At 72.7% G+C, this 16,307-nt stretch carries 8 protein-coding genes; 3 read left to right on the top strand and 5 right to left on the bottom strand.

What is annotated here, in order from left to right; all coding sequences use genetic code 11:
- Positions 1-64 precede the first annotated feature (64 nt).
- Positions 65-982 carry a hypothetical protein gene (locus BLU09_RS19395; protein ID WP_244171855.1) on the bottom strand — a complete coding sequence of 306 codons (918 nt, stop codon included), beginning with the start codon at positions 980-982 and terminating at the stop codon, positions 65-67.
- 80 nt (positions 983-1,062) lie between these two features.
- Here BLU09_RS19395 and BLU09_RS19390 point away from each other — a divergent pair, with 80 nt between their 5' ends.
- Complete coding sequence (locus BLU09_RS19390; protein WP_090491269.1) at positions 1,063-1,716, top strand: hypothetical protein; 654 nt, start codon at positions 1,063-1,065, stop codon at positions 1,714-1,716.
- The gene (lnt, locus tag BLU09_RS19385) at positions 1,713-3,341 is read left to right on the top strand and encodes an apolipoprotein N-acyltransferase (RefSeq protein WP_090491035.1); all 1,629 of its coding nucleotides are present in this window, start codon (positions 1,713-1,715) and stop codon (positions 3,339-3,341) included. Before BLU09_RS19390 ends, lnt begins: the two co-directional genes overlap by 4 nt.
- A gap of 134 nt (positions 3,342-3,475) precedes the next feature.
- Here lnt and BLU09_RS19380 read toward each other — a convergent pair whose 3' ends face one another.
- Positions 3,476-4,999 (bottom strand): GMC oxidoreductase, encoded by a 1,524-nt coding sequence (locus tag BLU09_RS19380; protein WP_090491034.1) that lies wholly within the window; start codon positions 4,997-4,999, stop codon positions 3,476-3,478.
- Positions 5,000-5,150: 151 nt separating this feature from the next.
- On the opposite strand from BLU09_RS19380, the gene BLU09_RS19375 reads away from it, so the two are divergent.
- Positions 5,151-6,017 (top strand): alpha/beta hydrolase, encoded by an 867-nt coding sequence (locus BLU09_RS19375; protein ID WP_090491033.1) that lies wholly within the window; start codon positions 5,151-5,153, stop codon positions 6,015-6,017.
- A 3-nt stretch (positions 6,018-6,020) separates the two neighbouring features.
- Here the strand turns inward: BLU09_RS19375 and BLU09_RS19370 are convergent, their stop codons facing one another.
- The 3 genes from BLU09_RS19370 to BLU09_RS19360 form a co-directional block, all read right to left on the bottom strand.
- Positions 6,021-7,478 carry a reverse transcriptase family protein gene (locus BLU09_RS19370; protein WP_090491032.1) on the bottom strand — a complete coding sequence of 486 codons (1,458 nt, stop codon included), beginning with the start codon at positions 7,476-7,478 and terminating at the stop codon, positions 6,021-6,023.
- 400 nt (positions 7,479-7,878) lie between these two features.
- Positions 7,879-9,732, bottom strand: a complete 1,854-nt coding sequence (locus tag BLU09_RS19365; protein ID WP_090491031.1) for a hypothetical protein — start codon at positions 9,730-9,732, stop codon at positions 7,879-7,881.
- Entirely contained in the window at positions 9,729-16,265 is a 6,537-nt protein-coding gene (locus BLU09_RS19360) for a HEAT repeat domain-containing protein (protein WP_186817686.1), read from the bottom strand. The genes BLU09_RS19365 and BLU09_RS19360 overlap by 4 nt, the downstream gene beginning before the upstream one ends.
- Between the last annotated feature and the right edge of the window lie 42 nt (positions 16,266-16,307).

Here is a 16,307-nt window from a genome sequence, read left to right as displayed (position 1 = left end):
GCCTGGGCCTCTGGTTGCCTTCGGGAACCGGGGGCCTTGTCGTTTCCAGCGCCTGGCGCGCACGTCACATCATGAAGCGCGCGCCGATCAACCCAAGCGTGCCGACGTAGTAGACGAGCCTGCAGAACCACTCCGCCGTGCGCCGCACGCCACGCGCCCAGGCTGGCAGAAGCCACGCAGCGAGGAGCGCCGCGCCCTCCGCGACGACACGCCAGAAGCAGGCGAAGAGCAACAGGCACAACGAGATGGGCACGTAGTACCGGCCGAACGAACGCAGGTACGCGTCCCATCCGTACATCCTGTACTCACCCAGCGCGCCTCCAAACGAGATGACCTGGTACGAGTAGAAGAGGATGGCCGTGGGCACCAGCGGGAAGAGCACGAACTTCACCAGCAGGTGGTACCAGCGCCGGCGCCACAGGGCATGGCGCGCATGGGCGTAACGAACCAGTGTGTGGGATTGCGCGGCGCCTGGTGCTCCGTGCTGGCCCAGCGCGTTCAGCAGGGGCAGTGCGTCCTCCACCTCCAGCGCATGGCTGAAAGCGCGGCCTGACCGCATCTGCAGCGCCAGGCCGGGGCCCGGGAGTGGCAGCCGCCAGGGGCGCACCGCGGTCACGGCTTCAAAGGGAATCTCCATCCGGGCGCCGCCGCGCAGCGTCAGGGTCCACTGGTGGGTGTCCACGGCGACGATGGCCCGGCGGCTGCGGCGCAGCGCGGAGACGAACACGAGCGGTAGCACGACTCGCAGCACCAGCCCGATGGCGATGGGCACGGGCTGCATCCGCTGGGTCCCTTCGGACATTTCCATCCAGAGCTGCGCGGTGAAGTGGAGCAGGGCGCCCAGCGCGGCGAGCTGCGTCACCACCGCGAGCCCTCGCAGCCCGGGTGTCCAGGCGTGCACCGCGAAGCGAGCGGGCTCGGGCGTGGGGGCGGGGGGCGTGCCGCCGGGGGCATCGGTGACGAGAATGGACGAAGAGCTCATGAGGGTGAGCGGAATGCGCTGTGATTGCCTCGGAGGGAGTGGCTCCGTAGCATACGCAGCCCGGAGGTCTTCGCGCGAACATGAGGCCGCAGTCCCCTGCACCAAAGCGTCGCGTTGACAGCGACGGCGTCACGCACATCACGCCCGCTCGAACGGGGAAGGGTCTGGGTGTGTGGCTCGTGGGCGGCGCGTGTGTCTTCACGCTCGCGTGCATTGGCTTGAGTGTCTGGTGGGGCTCGACCGACATCGAGGTGGAAGCGCCGCCGCCGCTCGCGGAGGTGCCGCTGCCCATCCCGCCTCCCACGCCCGAGGCGCGTGCCCGCGCGCCGCGGACACGACCGCCTCCCATCGCGGCTTCGGCGCCGCAGCCCGCTCCCGAGCCTGTTCCCGAACTGGCCACCGATACCGACGTCCAGGAGCCGGCCATGGAGTCCGAACTGACGGGCATGCAGCTCTACCGGCCCGGGACGAAGCCCATCAAGAAAGGCCTCGTCGTCCCCGACGACTTCGAGCTGCCGCCCGGATACGTGCGTCATTTCCAGTACAAGGACTCGGGTGAAATCGTGGCGGCCGTGCTGATGTTCCATCCCGACCATCAGCCCGTGGATGCGAACGGGCGGCCCGTGCCCAAGCCCGCAGACGGGCTGGTGCCCGAGGAGCTGGCCCCTCCGGGAATGCCTATCCGACGGTTGGAGCTGCCTGAGGGCGCGGAGAGTGGGGCGCCCTCGCCGTGACCGGCGTCCAGGTGGGGGTGGGACGCGGGCGGCACCTCGGGGCGGCGCTGCTCGGTGTCCTGGGGACCACGGTCCTGTTCGCGCTGTTCGGGCGGCTGGAGGCGCGCTGGCTGGCGCTCGGCTGGGTGGCGATGGTGCCCTGGCTCGCGGCGCTGGACCGGGCCCGCTCGGCGCGCGAGGCGCTGGGCCTGGGTGTGCTGCTCAGCGTGACGTTCACCGCCGCCGTCTTTCACTGGTTCCCGGGCGCGCTCCAGGCGTACTCGCGGGCGCCCACGGTGGTCGGTTGGGCGCTGTTCCTGCTGGTGGCGCCGCTGCTCCAGCTCCAGTTCGTCGCCGCCGCGCTGACCCGGTACGCGGCGCGGCGTCTGGCGCGGGAGGGACAGGGCTGGCTGCCGCCCCTGGTGGGGACGCTCGCCTATGTTGGCGTGGAGGGAGTCACGCCGAAGCTCTTCGCGGACACGCTGGGACATGGGCTCTATGCATCGGAGTGGATGCGCCAGGGCGCGGACGTCGCGGGGGCGCCTGGGCTCACGCTGATGCTGCTGCTGGGCAATGAGTGCGTGCTCGCGGCGTTTCGTGCCTGGAGGGGCCATGGGGCGCGGGCCGCCTGGAAGCCCGTGGCAGGGCTGACGACGTTGGTGTTCGTGCTGTCGGGGTACGGCGCCTTCCGGCATGCGCAGGTGCGCGAGGCAACCCGGCGTGAGGGCGGGCTGGTGGTGGGCGCGGTGCAGGCGAACATCACCCGCTATGAGAAGCTGAAGGCGGAGATGGGGGCCTACCAGGTCGTGCGGATGGTGCTCGACACGCACTACGCGATGTCGGACGCGCTGCTACGAGAAGGACCGCTGGACCTGCTGGTGTGGCCGGAGACGGTGTACCCCACGCCCTTTGGGACGCCTCGCAGCGAGACGGGCGCGAAGCTGGACGCGGAGATCGCCGGCTACGTCTCCGAGCGCGGCGTGCCGCTCGTCTTCGGCGCCTACGAGCTGGAGGGCGAGCGCGAGTTCAACGCGGCCATGTTCCTGGGGCCGTCGTCACCTGGAGGCTCGTTCGAGCGCGCAGCGTACCGCAAGACGATGCTCTTCCCGCTGACGGAGTGGGTGCCGGACGCCATCGACACCCCCACGCTTCGCGAGTGGCTGCCGTGGACGGGACGCTGGAAGCGAGGGCCCGGGCCTCGGGCGGTGAGCTTCACGCTGCGCGACGGACGCAAGCTCCGGGTGGCGCCGCTCATCTGCTACGAGACCATCTTCCCCGAGTATGTCGCGCAGGGCGTGCGGCAGGGCGCGGAGCTGCTGCTCACGCTGTCCAATGACTCGTGGTTCACCGGCACGCCCGCACCCCGGCTGCACCTGATGCACGCGGCCTTCCGCAGCATCGAGACGCGGCGGCCACAGGTGAGGGTGACGAATTCGGGTGTGACCGCGCTCATCGACATCACGGGCGCGGTGGTGGCCGAGGTGGACGACAACCAGCGCGCCGGCCTCACCATGCGCGTGCCGGAGACGGCCGCGCTGATGACGCTCGCGCTGGCATGGGGTGACTGGCTGAGCCCATTGGCGCTGGTGTCGGCAGTGGGGTTGCTCTTGGTCGCGCTGCTGCGGCGACGGAGGGCTTGGCCCTGAGGTGCTTCCGGGCGTCGAGGAGAACCTCCGCGCTGCTCGCCGCTTCGATGGCTACGCGAGACGCGCACCGCGTATGGCGCGCACCGAGCGCGTGAGGCTTATGCCGCGCCGGAGCCGCAACGCTCGCCACCCCGTCACAGCCGCCCGGCTTTGAACTCCTTCACGATGTGCGCACTGGCGCGCACGGCGATGGCCATCATCGTCAGCGTGGGGTTCTGCGGTCCCTGGGAGGGGAAGCAGGCACCGTCGTTGATGAAGAGGTTGGGCACGTCCCAGCTCTGGTTGTGGGGATTGAGCACCGACGTCTTCGGGTCCGTGCCCATGCGCGCCGTGCCCACCTCGTGGATGGCCATGCCCGGCGTGGACAACGTGGCGTTGGCCTTCTCCACGGTGAAGCCGGCTGCCTCCATCATCTCCTTGCACGCCGCCAGCGCGTCCTCGGCCATCTTCAGCTCGTTGGCGGAGTGCCGGCATTCGATGTGCGCGGCGGGGATGCCCCAGCGGTCCTTCACCGTCGGACTGAGCGTCACGCGATTCTCCGGGCGCGGCACCATCTCCCCGAAGGGCACGAAGTGGCAGTTGTCCCCAAAGGTGAAGACCTGCACGCCGTAGCCGCGCGCGAAGTCCTGCTCCTTCGTGGCCACGTTGCGGAACTGGGGGATGTACGCCCAGCTATGCTCCTGCCGTTGGGCTTCGGGAGGCAGGTTCATCTTTGCCTCGATGCCCAGCATGTACGTGTGGTCCATCAGGTTGCGGCCCAACTGCCCCGACGTGTTCGCCAATCCGTCCGGGAACGCGCTGCATCGCGAGTTCAGCAGCAGCCGCGTGGATTCAATCGCGCCCGCCGCCAGCACCACCACCCGCGCGTGGGCCTCGTAGGACTTGCCCGTCCTCGCGTCGAGGTAGTGCACCCCCGTGGCGCGCCCTGTCGCCGCGTCGTACAGCACCTGGTCCACCACCGCGTTCGTGCGCAGCGCGAGCCGGCCCGTCTTCAACGCGGCGGGCATCGTCACGGGCGCTCCCGCCGTGCGGCGGACGATGACGCGGCGTTCCGGCCAGCGGCGCTCCACCTGTTCCTTCAGGCGCTGCTCCGCGGGCGTCATGGCGATGGCACCCGCGAAGACGGAGTCCGGCAGAATGTCCAGGCCATCCGCGTTGCCGTGGATGCCCATCCACCGCTCCACCGTCTCGTAGTGCGGCGCCAGCTCCGCCAGCGTCAGCGGCCAGTCCGGTCCCTGTCCATCCTGCGTGCCTGCTTTGAAGTTGAAGTCAGACAGCCGGTAGAACTGGCGCCCGTGCGCCTTCACGGACGTGCGCCCGCCCACCTGCCGTGCACGAATCCACGTGAAGGGCTGGTCCTCCGGCGTGGTGTAGGGATTGTCCACGTCGTCGACGAAGGCGTGCGGGTGGAAGGGCCACGCGAAGGTGGTGCTCTGCACCGACTGGCGCACCTTGCGCTGGTCGTCCGTCTCCGCCAGGTAGCCAAGGGATTGGCGCATGCGGTGGAGCATCCACAGCATCCGGTCCGCGCTCATGCCTCGGCCCGCTTCGAGCACCAGGACACGCAAGCCTGCTTCCGTCAGCTGCTTGGCTGTCCATCCGCCGCAAGCGCCACCACCCACCACCACCACGTCGAACATCATCCTGGATGTGCCCACAGGTTTCCTGGCGCGACAGTGCCGTCTTTGATGGCACTGTGAGTTGTCTATTTGGAGTGTAAGCTGCTCAGTACGTGGCGGAGCAACGTGGGTCCCGTCTGCACTCCTGGGGTTCAAACACCCCAGCTTCCTTCCGCGAGGTCCAACGAAGATGAAGTGGCGGTGGCTGCTGGGTGGAGCGCTCGCGCTGGGGCTGCTGGCCGCGCTGGCGGTGTTCGGTAGGGCGCTGCGTCATTCCGAGGCCTACTTCCACTACCCACGCCCCAAGGCCGAGCGCCCCGCTGACTTCGCCGAGGCAAAGGACGTTTCGCTTCAGACGTCGGATGGGCTGACGCTGCGGGGCTGGTACGTGCCGTCGCGGAACCGCGCCGCCGTGGTGCTGGCGCACGGCCTGTCCCAGACGCGCGCGGACCTGCTGCCCGAAGCGCGAATCCTGCGGGCCGCGGGCTATGGCGTGCTGCTCTTCGACCTGCGCGCCCACGGTGAAAGCGAGGGCGGTTTCTCCACCTGGGGAGACCTGGAGCGCCGGGACGTGCGGGCCGCGCTGGACTTCGTACGCGCCCAGCCGGACGTGGACCCGGAGCGGGTAGGGGCGCTCGGCTTCTCGATTGGCTCCGCGGCCGTGGCGGAGGTGGCGGCGGAGGACCCGGCGGTGCGCGCCGTGGTGCTGCTGTCCCCGTTCAACACGCTGTGGCTGGCCGCCGCGTATGACTTCCGCCGCTTCGGCTTCGTGTCGCAAAGCGGGGCGCTGGTGCCCTTCTGGCGGCGCGGCATCGCCCTGGAAGAGGTGCGCACCATCGACGCGGTGGAGCGCATCCGCCCCCGGCCGCTGCTCATCGTCATGGGGACGGAGGAGTCAGGACAGCCGCTCGCTGACGAGCTCTTCGCCAAGGTGCGCGAGTATGCCCAGACATGGCGCATCCAGGGCGCCGGGCACGGGAACTTCAGCGCCACCGAGCCGGAGGCGTACCCCCAGCGGTTGAAGGCGTTCCTCGACGCCGCGTTGCTCGCGCGCTGAGCGTCACTCCGCCTTCGGAGCCGCGCTCGCCGTGGACTCCAGCGCCGCGAGCTGCGCCAGGAAGGCGCGGCCCTTGGCCGGGTCCGTCATGTGGATGAAGGCGGCCATGCCCTTGAGCTGCTCCAGCGACTCGCCCTCGCGTCCCGGCTTGCCCTTCTTCCGGTTGTGGATGGCGGCGCGCAGCTGGCGCACCACGTCGCGCGGGACTCGGGCCGCCGGCGCGTCCTTGCCCGCCGCGTTCACGACCAGCCCCGTCACCCGCTGCCGCGTGCCCTTGCGCGCCACGCGCGTCTTGTCCGGGTGCACGCGGAAGCCCTCCGCCTCCACCACTTCCTGCACGCGAGACAGCAGCACCGCCACCGGGGGACGCTGCGTCCGCCGCGCCTTGGGCTGCTTCGCCTTCGTCCACGAGAAGGTCAGGTCGTCCGCGTAGCGCGTGTACGTGAAGCCCAGCCGCTTCGCGAGCGCGGACAGCCGCTTGTCCAGCTTCAGGCACAGCGCGTTGGTGATGCCCGGCGACGTGGGCGCGCCCTGGGGCAGCGCGCGAGGGCCCTTGGCCACGTGCAGCAGCTTGCCCCGGAACTGCACCGCCTCCCGCGGTGCTTCCGTGGACAGCAGCGACAGCAGCGTGGACGTGCCCTCCGGCAGGCCGCCCTTGCGCAACAGGCCCTTCACCCGGCGCCAGGTGACGGAGGGGAAGAAGTCCTTGAGGTCCACCTTCACCACCACGTCCGCGCCCTGATGGGCCAGCGCGTTGGTGAGGATGGAGCGCCCCGCCACGAAGCCGTGCGCCGCGCCGTGCACCGGCAGCCGCTCCACGACGTTGGACAGCACCCAGCGCTGCGCTTCCTTCAGCTCCGGCTTGGGGGACGTAATCGTGCGCTTGCCGCCGTCCCGCTTCGGAATCGTCCAGCTCACGTAGTGCGTGGCCGTGTCCACCTCGCGGTGGAACGCGAACCAGCGCAGCTTGGACACGCTCAGCCCCAGCGCCTTCGCCAACGCCTCCGCCGAGTCCAGCTCCGTCAGGCCGTTGGCCCGGGCGCGCTCCTCGCGGTGGGGCACGTCGAACGCGTCGGCCGGGCGGTCCTCCGCCCAGTGCACGCCCGCGCCCAGGTGGCCCACGTGCGTGGCCTTCCACGCCTCGTGCGCCTGGCGCTTCAGCGCGCGGCGCTCGGTGGCCTCGGCCTTCTTCTTCTCCTTCCAGGCCTTCTTGTCCTTCTCGGAGGCGCTGGAGAAGTCCAGGTCCTCCACCGCGAGGCCCTTGGAGACGAGCTGCGCCTGCACCCAGTCGTCGGCGCCGCCCGCTTCGTCGATGGCCTTCGCGCGGACGAGTAGCGCTTCGTGCGCCAGCCGGCGGGCCTCACGCTTCGCGGACGCGTCCGGCGATGGAGCGGTGGGTTCGGGCGTGGGCACGGCCTGCGGCGAAGCTGCGGGGACGAACGGGTCCAGCCTGGCGGTCATGTCTGCACCTTGGGCGGGCGCGGCGATGGATGACGGGACATGGCGCGAGCAGTCGAGGGAGGCCGGGAAAGCACCACCATCTTACCTGGGGCACGGTAGCCTCACCGGCTCTCCCCTCCTAGGCACTACGGCCGGGGTGGGTAAACGGCGGTCGCGTCGTTGGCTCCGCTACCCACCCTGGCCGTAGTGCCTAGGAGGGAGAGAGCCAAGAACAGGCTACCTTGCGGAGAGTGTCCTGCATTCCAACCGGAGCGGCGCAACGCCGCTCCCGCGCTCGAGGCGCTCAGGCTGATGCACTCCGGACCTCTCTCGGCTGCTCGCGCGTGAAGCGCACGTCGTCGTCTCTTCGTCGCACCTGTCCTGCCGGCCGCTCGTGGCGGCCGGGCCGTGGTTGAAGGGTTTACACCAATGCCGAGGCCGCGTCGATGTAGCCGTCAGCCGCCAACTTCTCCAGGCGCGCGAAGTACGCTCCGCGCGCTTCCGCATCCGAGTCGAACCAGAGCCGCTGGTGACGCGGCGAGCCCGTGCGCGGGCCCCACTCCACCGCCACCACCTGACCATCCAGGGAAACCCGGTACACCGTCTCCAGGCCGCTCTCCGCGTCGCGCCGCACGTAGGAACGCGTCTCCGCGCGGATGAGCTTGCGGCCCTCGGGCGTCTGCCGCAGCGCCTCTTCCTCCGCGCGGCGGCGCGCGTAGGCCAGCCGCAGCGCCAGCAGGTGCTCGCAGGGGCCTTCCCTCAGGCCGGAGCGCCGGTGGTGCGGGCACCCGCAGCTCGCGTCCTTCACGCGGCCTTCCAAATCCAACGTGAAGCTGGGGAAGAAGCTGCGCAGGGCCTCGCGGTCCACCACCTCGCCGTGGATGCGGATGCCTTCGCCCACCACGTCGTGCACCTTGGTCAGCTTCACCTCGCCCGAGCCCGGAGCGCCGTCGCCGCCCAGCAGGCGGTGCGCCCGCGCTTCCAACTCGTTGCCGTAGCGGATGACGGCGGCGTCCACCGGCGTGGGCATCAGCTCGCGCGGACGGTACTGGCCGCGCGCCACGTCGAAGAGGATGCGTCCGCGCAGGCACTCCAGTTGGAGCGCCGCGCGCACGGACTCCTTGGGCGCGCCGGCATTGGCGGCCAGCGTGTCGAAGGGCAGGGGGCCTTCGGTCCGCAGCCGGTTACGAAGCTGCTCCGCCAATCCGTCCGGCACCGCGCGGGGCATCAGCACGTCGAAGGCCGCGGCGGAGGACCAGCCGCTCTCCGTCCATCCCGTGAGGCCCAGCGTGAGCGTGGCCGCCCCCATGTCGATGACCCAGAACACCGGCAGGCCGGGGCCCATCAGCTGCACCCGCACCGACTTCGCGTGGGGCAGCAGGCGCGCGAGCGCGGCCAGGCGCTGACGCCCGAAGGTGCGCACCACCGCGGGCGCGGTGCCGTTGTATGTGCCGCCGTGGCACTCCAGCACCAGCTCCCACGGCTCCAGCACCAGCCGGGGCGGGGCGCCGGGCACCAGCTCGAAGCGCAGCGCGCGGGGGGCCTTCTTCGCCTTGCGAGCGCGCAGGGCGAAGAGGAGGTTGTAGAGGTCGATGGGCGCCAGCTCGCAGGTGCTCGCGGGCAGCGTGGCGGCGGACTGCACCTGGAGGAAGCCGCGCAGCCAGGCGTGGGGCACCTCCACGTTGCGCGGGGCGCGGGCCGGCTGCGAGGCCGGCGTGGCCAGCGCGACGTGCGCCTCCAGGGAGACGGGCACGTAGGTGCGCAGCCGGTCCACGCGGGCGGGCAGCTCCGGCGGCACGTCCAGGAAGGTGGAGCCGTGCGCGGCCTCTCGGCCCTCGAAGAGGCGGTTGTCGAAGGACAACCGGGCGTAGGCGCTCTCGTCGCGGGAGAAGACCTCCAGGGACACGCTGTCTGGATCCACCGTGAGCACGGGGTCCAGCACCGCGTCCTGCTTCTTCTCGCCATCCAGCGCGTTGTCCAGGAACGCCTTCTGCGCCTCCCAGATGAGCGCGCTGGCCCGCTTGCCCTGCTTCATCAGGTAGGCGAGGTACGCGGTGCGGTCCTTGCCCCGGTAGCGCAAGTCGCTGGCGAGGATGCCGAAGGTGGCGGCCAGCGCGTCGCGGAAGAGGGCGGCGTCGGTGACGCGGCCGCTCACGCCCACGGTGCCGCGCGAGCCCTCCAGGGCCAGGCGGACGCGGGAGCTGTCCGTGCCGGACTCGACGTCGCTCGCGGTGGCGTAGCGCAGCTCGACGGGGTGTCGGGTGGCGGTCGTCACGACGGGTTCCCTTCCTTCCGGTTCCGGGCGCGCTCAGCGGCCCGGCGTGCACGTTTGTGGGCGCGCCAGGCGGCCTTGCGCAGCTCCACGGTTTGCGACTTGTCGAAGGCGGCCTCGTGCAGCAGCTTCGCCGCGTCGTCTCCGCCCAGGCGGCCCAGCGCGGCCCACGCGTCCTGCCGCGTCTCCGGCTTCGCGTCGGTGGCCAGGGACTTCAGGGGCTCCAGCGCCTGGGCCCCCAGCAGCGTCGGCACCGACAGCCGGCGACCCTCGGAGGTGGCCAGCAGCTCCCGTGACGTCCGGGCCCCCATGGGGCCGAAGGCCACCGCGTCGAAGGGCTTCACTTCCAGCGCCCAGGCGGTGGCGCGCTCGGGGGCGAGCTTCGCCAGCGCGTCCGCCGCCGCCGCCCGCACCCGCGCGTCCGGGTCCACCAGCGACTTGCGCAGCGTGTCCGCCGCGGCGGCGCGCTCCTTCTCGTTCGTCAGCACGGCCGCCGGGGCCTGTCCGGTGAGCGTCAGCGTGCCCCCCGGCGTGCCCAGCCGGCCCAGGGCGCGCGCGGCCTCCCGGCGCACGGTGCCCGGGGCCGCCGTCTCTCCACCCTGGAGGAGGGTGCGCGCGGAGTCGGCCATGCCCGCGGTGCCCAGCCGGGAGCCCGCCCACAGCAGCCGCTCCCAGGCGCCTTCCAGCACGGCGCGCCTGGACGGCGCGGCGGAGGTCCAGTCCGTGGCCGTGCGGCGCTCGGCCGTCACCAGCGCGCGGGACAGCGCGGCCAGGTCCACGGTGCCGGGCTCTCGGGCCTCTCCCGTCCAGGTGCCCACCAGCAGCGCGGCCTCCTCGCGGGCCTCCGGCTTGTCGTGGCCCAGCAGCGCCACCACTTCCGGCAGGGGCAGGGCGCCCCGGCGTGCGAGCCCGCGCCGCAGGCGCAGCCGCAGCGTCACGTTGTCCAGCGTGGCCAACCGGGGCACCAGCAGCGCCGGGTCGCCTTCGTTGGCGAGGTAGGCCGCGGCGGGCGCGGAGATGTCCGGGTAGCGGCTGGCCACCGCGTGGAACTCCACCCGCGTGCGCTCGGTGGGGAAAAGCGCGTCGAGCGCCTTGCGGGCCTCCTTGCGCAGCTCCTGCTGGGGCGCGTCCAGCGCGGCGGCCAGGGCGGTTTCCGCCGCGGTGTCCTTGAGCTTCCCCAGCTCCTGGGCCGCGGTGAGCTGCACCGGCAGCGCCGTGCTCGTGTCGCCGAGCAGCGCCTCGATTTTCACCCGGGCGCGCTCCCCGCCGATGGCGCGCAGGCCCTTCACGCCGGCCTGCTGCAGCACCAGCGTGGCGCCCTCCACCGCGGCGGCCTCCACCTTCTCCTCGACGCGGCGGCGCTCCTCGCCGTCCGGCAGCTTCGCGGCGAGCCGGCCCAGGCCCTCGATGGCGGCCGACACCATGCTCGGCTCCACGGGGGCTTCGGCCGTGCCGCCCGCGGCCACCGTCTCCAGTTCGGCCAGGGCGCGCGCGTCACCCAGCGTGCCCAGGGCCAGCAGGGCCCGCTCGCGCTGGCCATCCTCGCCCGCGCGGGCGTACAGCATCAGGGGCCGCAGCGCGCTGGCGCCGCCCTTGAAGGCCACGCCTTCCGCGGCCGGCAGCATCAGGTCGCGCGAGCCGCCGCGCAGCACCGCCTCCAGCGGCTCCGCCGGGGCGCCGTGCTCGATGACGCGCTTCGCGTAGGCCTCCACGGCCGCGCCGCTCACGGTGGGGACGCGGTCCGTGAAGAGGCTGACCAGCAGCTCCGACTGGCCGGCCTCCGCGCCGTGCTCCAGGTGCCGCAGGGCCTCCAGCCGCACGGCGACGTCAAAGCTCTTCACGGCCTGCCGCAGGAACGACACGGCCAGCTTCACGTCGCGCTTCTTCACGTCGCTGCCGGCCACCGTCATGGCCGCGGTGACACACTCGCTGCGGATGACGCCCTCTGCGTCCGTCTGGCACTGGCGGGCCAGCACCTCCAGCGCCTCGGGCCGGCGCGTGTTGCCCAGGGCCGTCACCAGCCGCTTGCGCTCATGGGAGTCCTGGGCCACGGGCAGCCGGGCGGCCAGCGCGGCCACCGAGGCGGGCGTGGCCAGCCGGGCCAGGGCCTCCGTGGCGCGCTTCGCGGCGCTCGCGTTCTCCGCGCGCAGGAACGTGGCGAGCACCTCCACCGCGCGGTCATCGCCACGCCACGCCAGCAGCTCCGAGGCGCGCAGGCGCAGGTCCTCGTGCTCGCTGGCCATGGCGCGTCCCAGCGCCTCGGTGACGCGCGAGTCGTTGGCGCCCGCCAGCCGCTCGATGACGCCCACGCGCAGGTCGGCGTGCTCGCTGCCCAGCGCGGCCAGCAGCGGCTCCAGGCTGCCGGGCGGGCTGAGCTTCTCCAGCAGCTCGAAGGCGTAGCGGCGCACGTCCGTCAGCGGCGAGTTCAGCGCGGCGGTGATGCGCGGCTTCGCGGCGTCACCCCGCGTGGCCAGCTCATCCAGCGCCGCGCGCGCCACGTCCGGCGCCAGCGAGGCCAGGGCCAGCGCCAGCGGCTCATCGCTCCCGGCGGGGAAGAGCTCCTTCAGTCCGGCCAGCGCGGCCTTGCGCACCAGTTGGTGCGGGTCCTCCAGGGCGCGCAGCAGGGCGGCCACGGCGGCGGGCGTGCCGGCGAAGCCCTCCAGCGTGAGCTTCACCACCCGGTCCACCGCGTCGCGACGCACGCGGTGGCTCTCATCGTCGCCCGTGGACACCTGCCGCAGCAGGCCGACGTAGGCACCGAAGGCCAGCCGGCGCAGGTGCTGCCGCTCGGCCTGGGCGGAGGCCTCGGGCGAGGCGGCGGGGGCGTCCGTCTTCACGGCGGAGAAGATGCGCCGCAGCCAGTTCTTCGCGGGCGTGGCCTGCACTGGCGAGCTGGTGGGGGCCGTCTCCGGCTTCCAGGGCGCATCCAGCGTGCTCGGCCGCGCCACCTTCTTGGCGTGGCGGAAGTACTCCAGCGGCTTGTCGCGCAGCAGCAGCACCTGGGCCGCCGCGTAGCGCTGCTCGGGCTGGAGGCTGGACAGGGCCTCCGCGAGCCCGACGACGTACTTCACGCGCTCCTCTTCGGCCGGCCAGTCCTTCATGTCGGCCACCTTCTCCGGCCGAGGCGGCAGCAGGGCTTCCACCAACTGGGCACGCGCCGCGTCCGGCTCCGTGCGCAGCTCCAGCGCGCGGGCGGCGGCGTAGCGGACCTCCGGCCTGCCACTGGAGAGGGCACTGGTGAGCAGGTCGGGCGGCTCGCCCCGGCGGCTGGCGCGCAAATCACGGGCGAGGACGATGGCGAACACCATCTCCTGCACCTCGCGGGCGCGGTCCTCCAGGCCGTGCAGCAGGCCGCCGTCACCCTCCGGGCCCAGGGCCGCGAAGGAGAGGATGGCGCCCAGCCGGATGGGGAGGTGGTCGTGGCGCAGGTTGCCGGTGAGCACCGGCAGGGCGCGCACGTCACCCAGGCGGGACAGGCCGTCCGCGGCCCAGGAGCGCACCGCCACGTTGGCGTGGCCCAGCGCGTCCAGCAGGAAGCCTTCGTCGCCCCGGCGAGCGGCGGTGGCGAGCCCGCGGCCGCCCTGCTCCTGGAGGTCGCCCAGCTCGTGCGGCAGCAGCACGGTGGCGAAGAAAGTCAGCAGGCGCCGCGAGCCCAGTGACGCCAGGGCCCGCGCGGCGCGGATGCGCAGCGGCACCAGGAAGGCTGGAGGGTAGAGCCGCTCCAGGTCCTTGTCGGTGATGAACGCGCGCATCGGCTCGATGATGTCTTCGGCGCCACGCGGAGCCAGCAGCTCCACCGCGCGCACGCGCACCGGCAGCGGCGCCGCGGAGAGCCCGGCCAGCAGGGGCCCGTTCTCGTTGGGCACCAGCTTGTCCAGGGCCTCCAGCGCGGCCACGGCGACGGGGACTTCCTCGTCCTGGACGCGCTTGAGCAGCGGCGAGCGCAGGGGCTCGATGGGGGCGTGGATGGCGCCCTTCGCGGCGTGCTCCCGCAGCGGCGCGTGCGTGGTGGCGAGCGCCGCCAGGTGGGCCTCCGCGTGCTCCTTGCCCACGTGCTTCACCCACGCGTCATACGCGGCGGTGGCCACGCTTGTGTCGCGGTCCTCCACGGCCTTCTTCAGCCGCTCCAGCGCCCAGCCCTCGGCGGCGCGCTGTGCCAGCACCTCCACCGCCCGGTGGCGCAGGTCGGGGAAGCGGCCCGCCAGCGCGCGGTCCAGCGCCTTCTCCGGCGCCTTCTCGTTCCAGGCCCACAGCGTGCGGAAGGCCTCGCCGCGCACCTTGCTGGACTCGTCCTCCAGCGCGTCGCCCAGCAGCGCCTCCGCGCCCGGCGCCGCCGCGCCCAGCTTCACCAGCCGGTCCAGGCCCCGCACGCGCACGTCCTCGTGGCCCGAGCGCAGGGCGGCCTCCGCCGACGCCAGCGGCGCGTCCGCGTCCAGCGCCACCACCGCGTCCAGCGCGGCGGCGCGCACGTCCGCGTTCTCGTCGTCCAGCATCCACACCAGTCGCTCGCGAGCGCGCGCGTCCTGGAGTGCCTGGAGGGAGGAGGCAGCCACCCGGCGGATGGCGGCGTCCGGCTCGCGGGAGAGCTGGAGCAGCGCGCCCAGCGCCCGTGCGTCGCCCAGCTGTGCCAGGCCGCGAGCGCCGCGCACGGCCGTGTCCGGCGTGCGGCAGGCCATGGCGGCCAGCAGCGGCTCCAGGTCGCTCTCGGTGATGGCCGCGCCCGTGGTGCCCTGCGCGGGCATCGCATCGCGTGCGGCCTGGAGCTCCGCGTCGGTGATGGGCGGATTGCCCGCGACGCCCTGCGCACGGCGCGCGCGCTGGACCAGCCAGCGGGAGACCTCCTTGGTGCCCCGGCCGAAGTCCTCGTCGCGTGACTCCAGCGCGTGGGACAGCGCCCGGCGCTCCATGACGCGCACGGTGAAGGCCGTCCGGCGAACGCCGGGGTCCGCGTCATCCAGCGCGCGGGCCACCAGGGCCTGCAGCTGCGCGTGGCCGAGCAGCCCGCCCGCCACGGCGCGGATGAGCACCTCCACCTTGAGCTGGGAGGGGCCGCGCTCGAAGGCGGTGCGCAGCGGCTCGGCGCCGTCGCCCGGCATCACCTGGGTGAGCGCGTCCAGCGCGGCCAGGCCGACCGCGCCCTGGTTGTCCGCGAGCTGGCCGGCGATGAGACCCGGCACCAGCGGGGACGTGCCTCCCAGCTTCGCCAGCAGCTCCAGGCCCAGCACGCGCACTTCCGGGTGCTGCGAGCCCAGCGCCGCGCGCGGCGCGGACAGCGGGGCCTCAGGCTCCAACGCGACGAGCGCGTCCAGCGCGGCCTTGCGCACCATCGGATGCGAGTCGTCCAGCCGCTCGCGCAGCTTGGGGCGCGCGGCGGTGCGGCCCTTGTCCGCCAGCTCGCGCACGGCGAGCCGCCGGACCTCCGCGTCCTTCTCCGAGGCCAGCACCTGGAAGAGGAAGTCCAGCGCCTCCGTCTCCTCCAGCGCGGCGGCCTCGCGCACCGCGGCTTCGCGGCGGGGACGGCCGGCCTTGAGTGACTCCGTCAGCAGGTCGATGCCGTGCTGAGACGTGTCGTGGTCGCCCGCGGGCGAGCCATCCGCCGCGAGGCCGAAGCGGTGCGTGCGGCGGTCATCCCCGCCCGTGAAGACGGAGCCCAGGGACGTCTTCGCCAGCCGCGGATTGGCCGGCGGCACGAAGGCGAGCGCCTGCACGGGCTTGCCCCCCGCGTCGAGCGAGCGCGGCTTGCGGCGAACGTCCAGGCGCCAGACCTTGACCTGGCCATCGCTGCCCGAGGACCACACGCGGTTGCCGGGCTCTTCCTCACCCGGCTTGGCGGTGGGCGTGGGCGGGAAGAGCAGGGCGAGCACCGGGCCGGCATGGCCAGTGTCCTTCTCGCCGCGGACCTCGAACTCCACCGCGCCCACGAGGTACCAGATGCGCAGCTTGCCGTCGTCACCGGCGGACACCAGCCGGCCGTCGCGCGGCGTGAAGGCGAGCGCGCGCACGGCGCCTTCGTGGCCGGCCATGTCGCGCTGCGCGCCCGTGGCCACGGTGAAGACGCGCACCACGCCGTCGTCACCCGCGCCCGCCGCGTAGGTGCCGGAGGGGTCCACGGCCACCGCGCGCAGGGGCTGGGTGGACGCCTTCCACTCGTGCATCTTGCGCGTGGACTCCCAGTCCCAGGCGCGCACGACGCCGTCCGCGCCCGCGCTGAAGAGGAGCGTGCCATCCGCGCTGGAGGCCAGCGCCGTGACGCCGCCGGGGTGCACGTCGTTGAGCTGGAACTGCACCTGCCCGTCGGACAGCGTGCCGATGCGCACCGTGCCATCCGCGCCGGCCGCGGCCCATTGGCCACCGGCCAGGGCGAGCGCGTTCACCGCGGAGGGCAGCTCCGTGCTCCACAGCACCTTGTTGGTGCCGGGCTCGAACGCGGTGAGGCGGCTGGCGGTGGATGCGCGAGCGCCGCCCACCAGCAGCAGGCGCGCATTGGCCGCGAGTGCGCGGACCTTCTCGATGTTGCCGATGGCGAGTACGGGCATCACGCTCCTCAGTGACTGCCCTTCTTAGCACCAGCGCCCTCA

This window comes from Myxococcus virescens (assembly GCF_900101905.1).
GTDB classification, from domain to species: Bacteria; Myxococcota; Myxococcia; order Myxococcales; family Myxococcaceae; genus Myxococcus; species Myxococcus virescens.
Note: the sequence above shows the minus strand (reverse complement) of the source record. Positions and strands in the feature narration are given on the sequence as shown.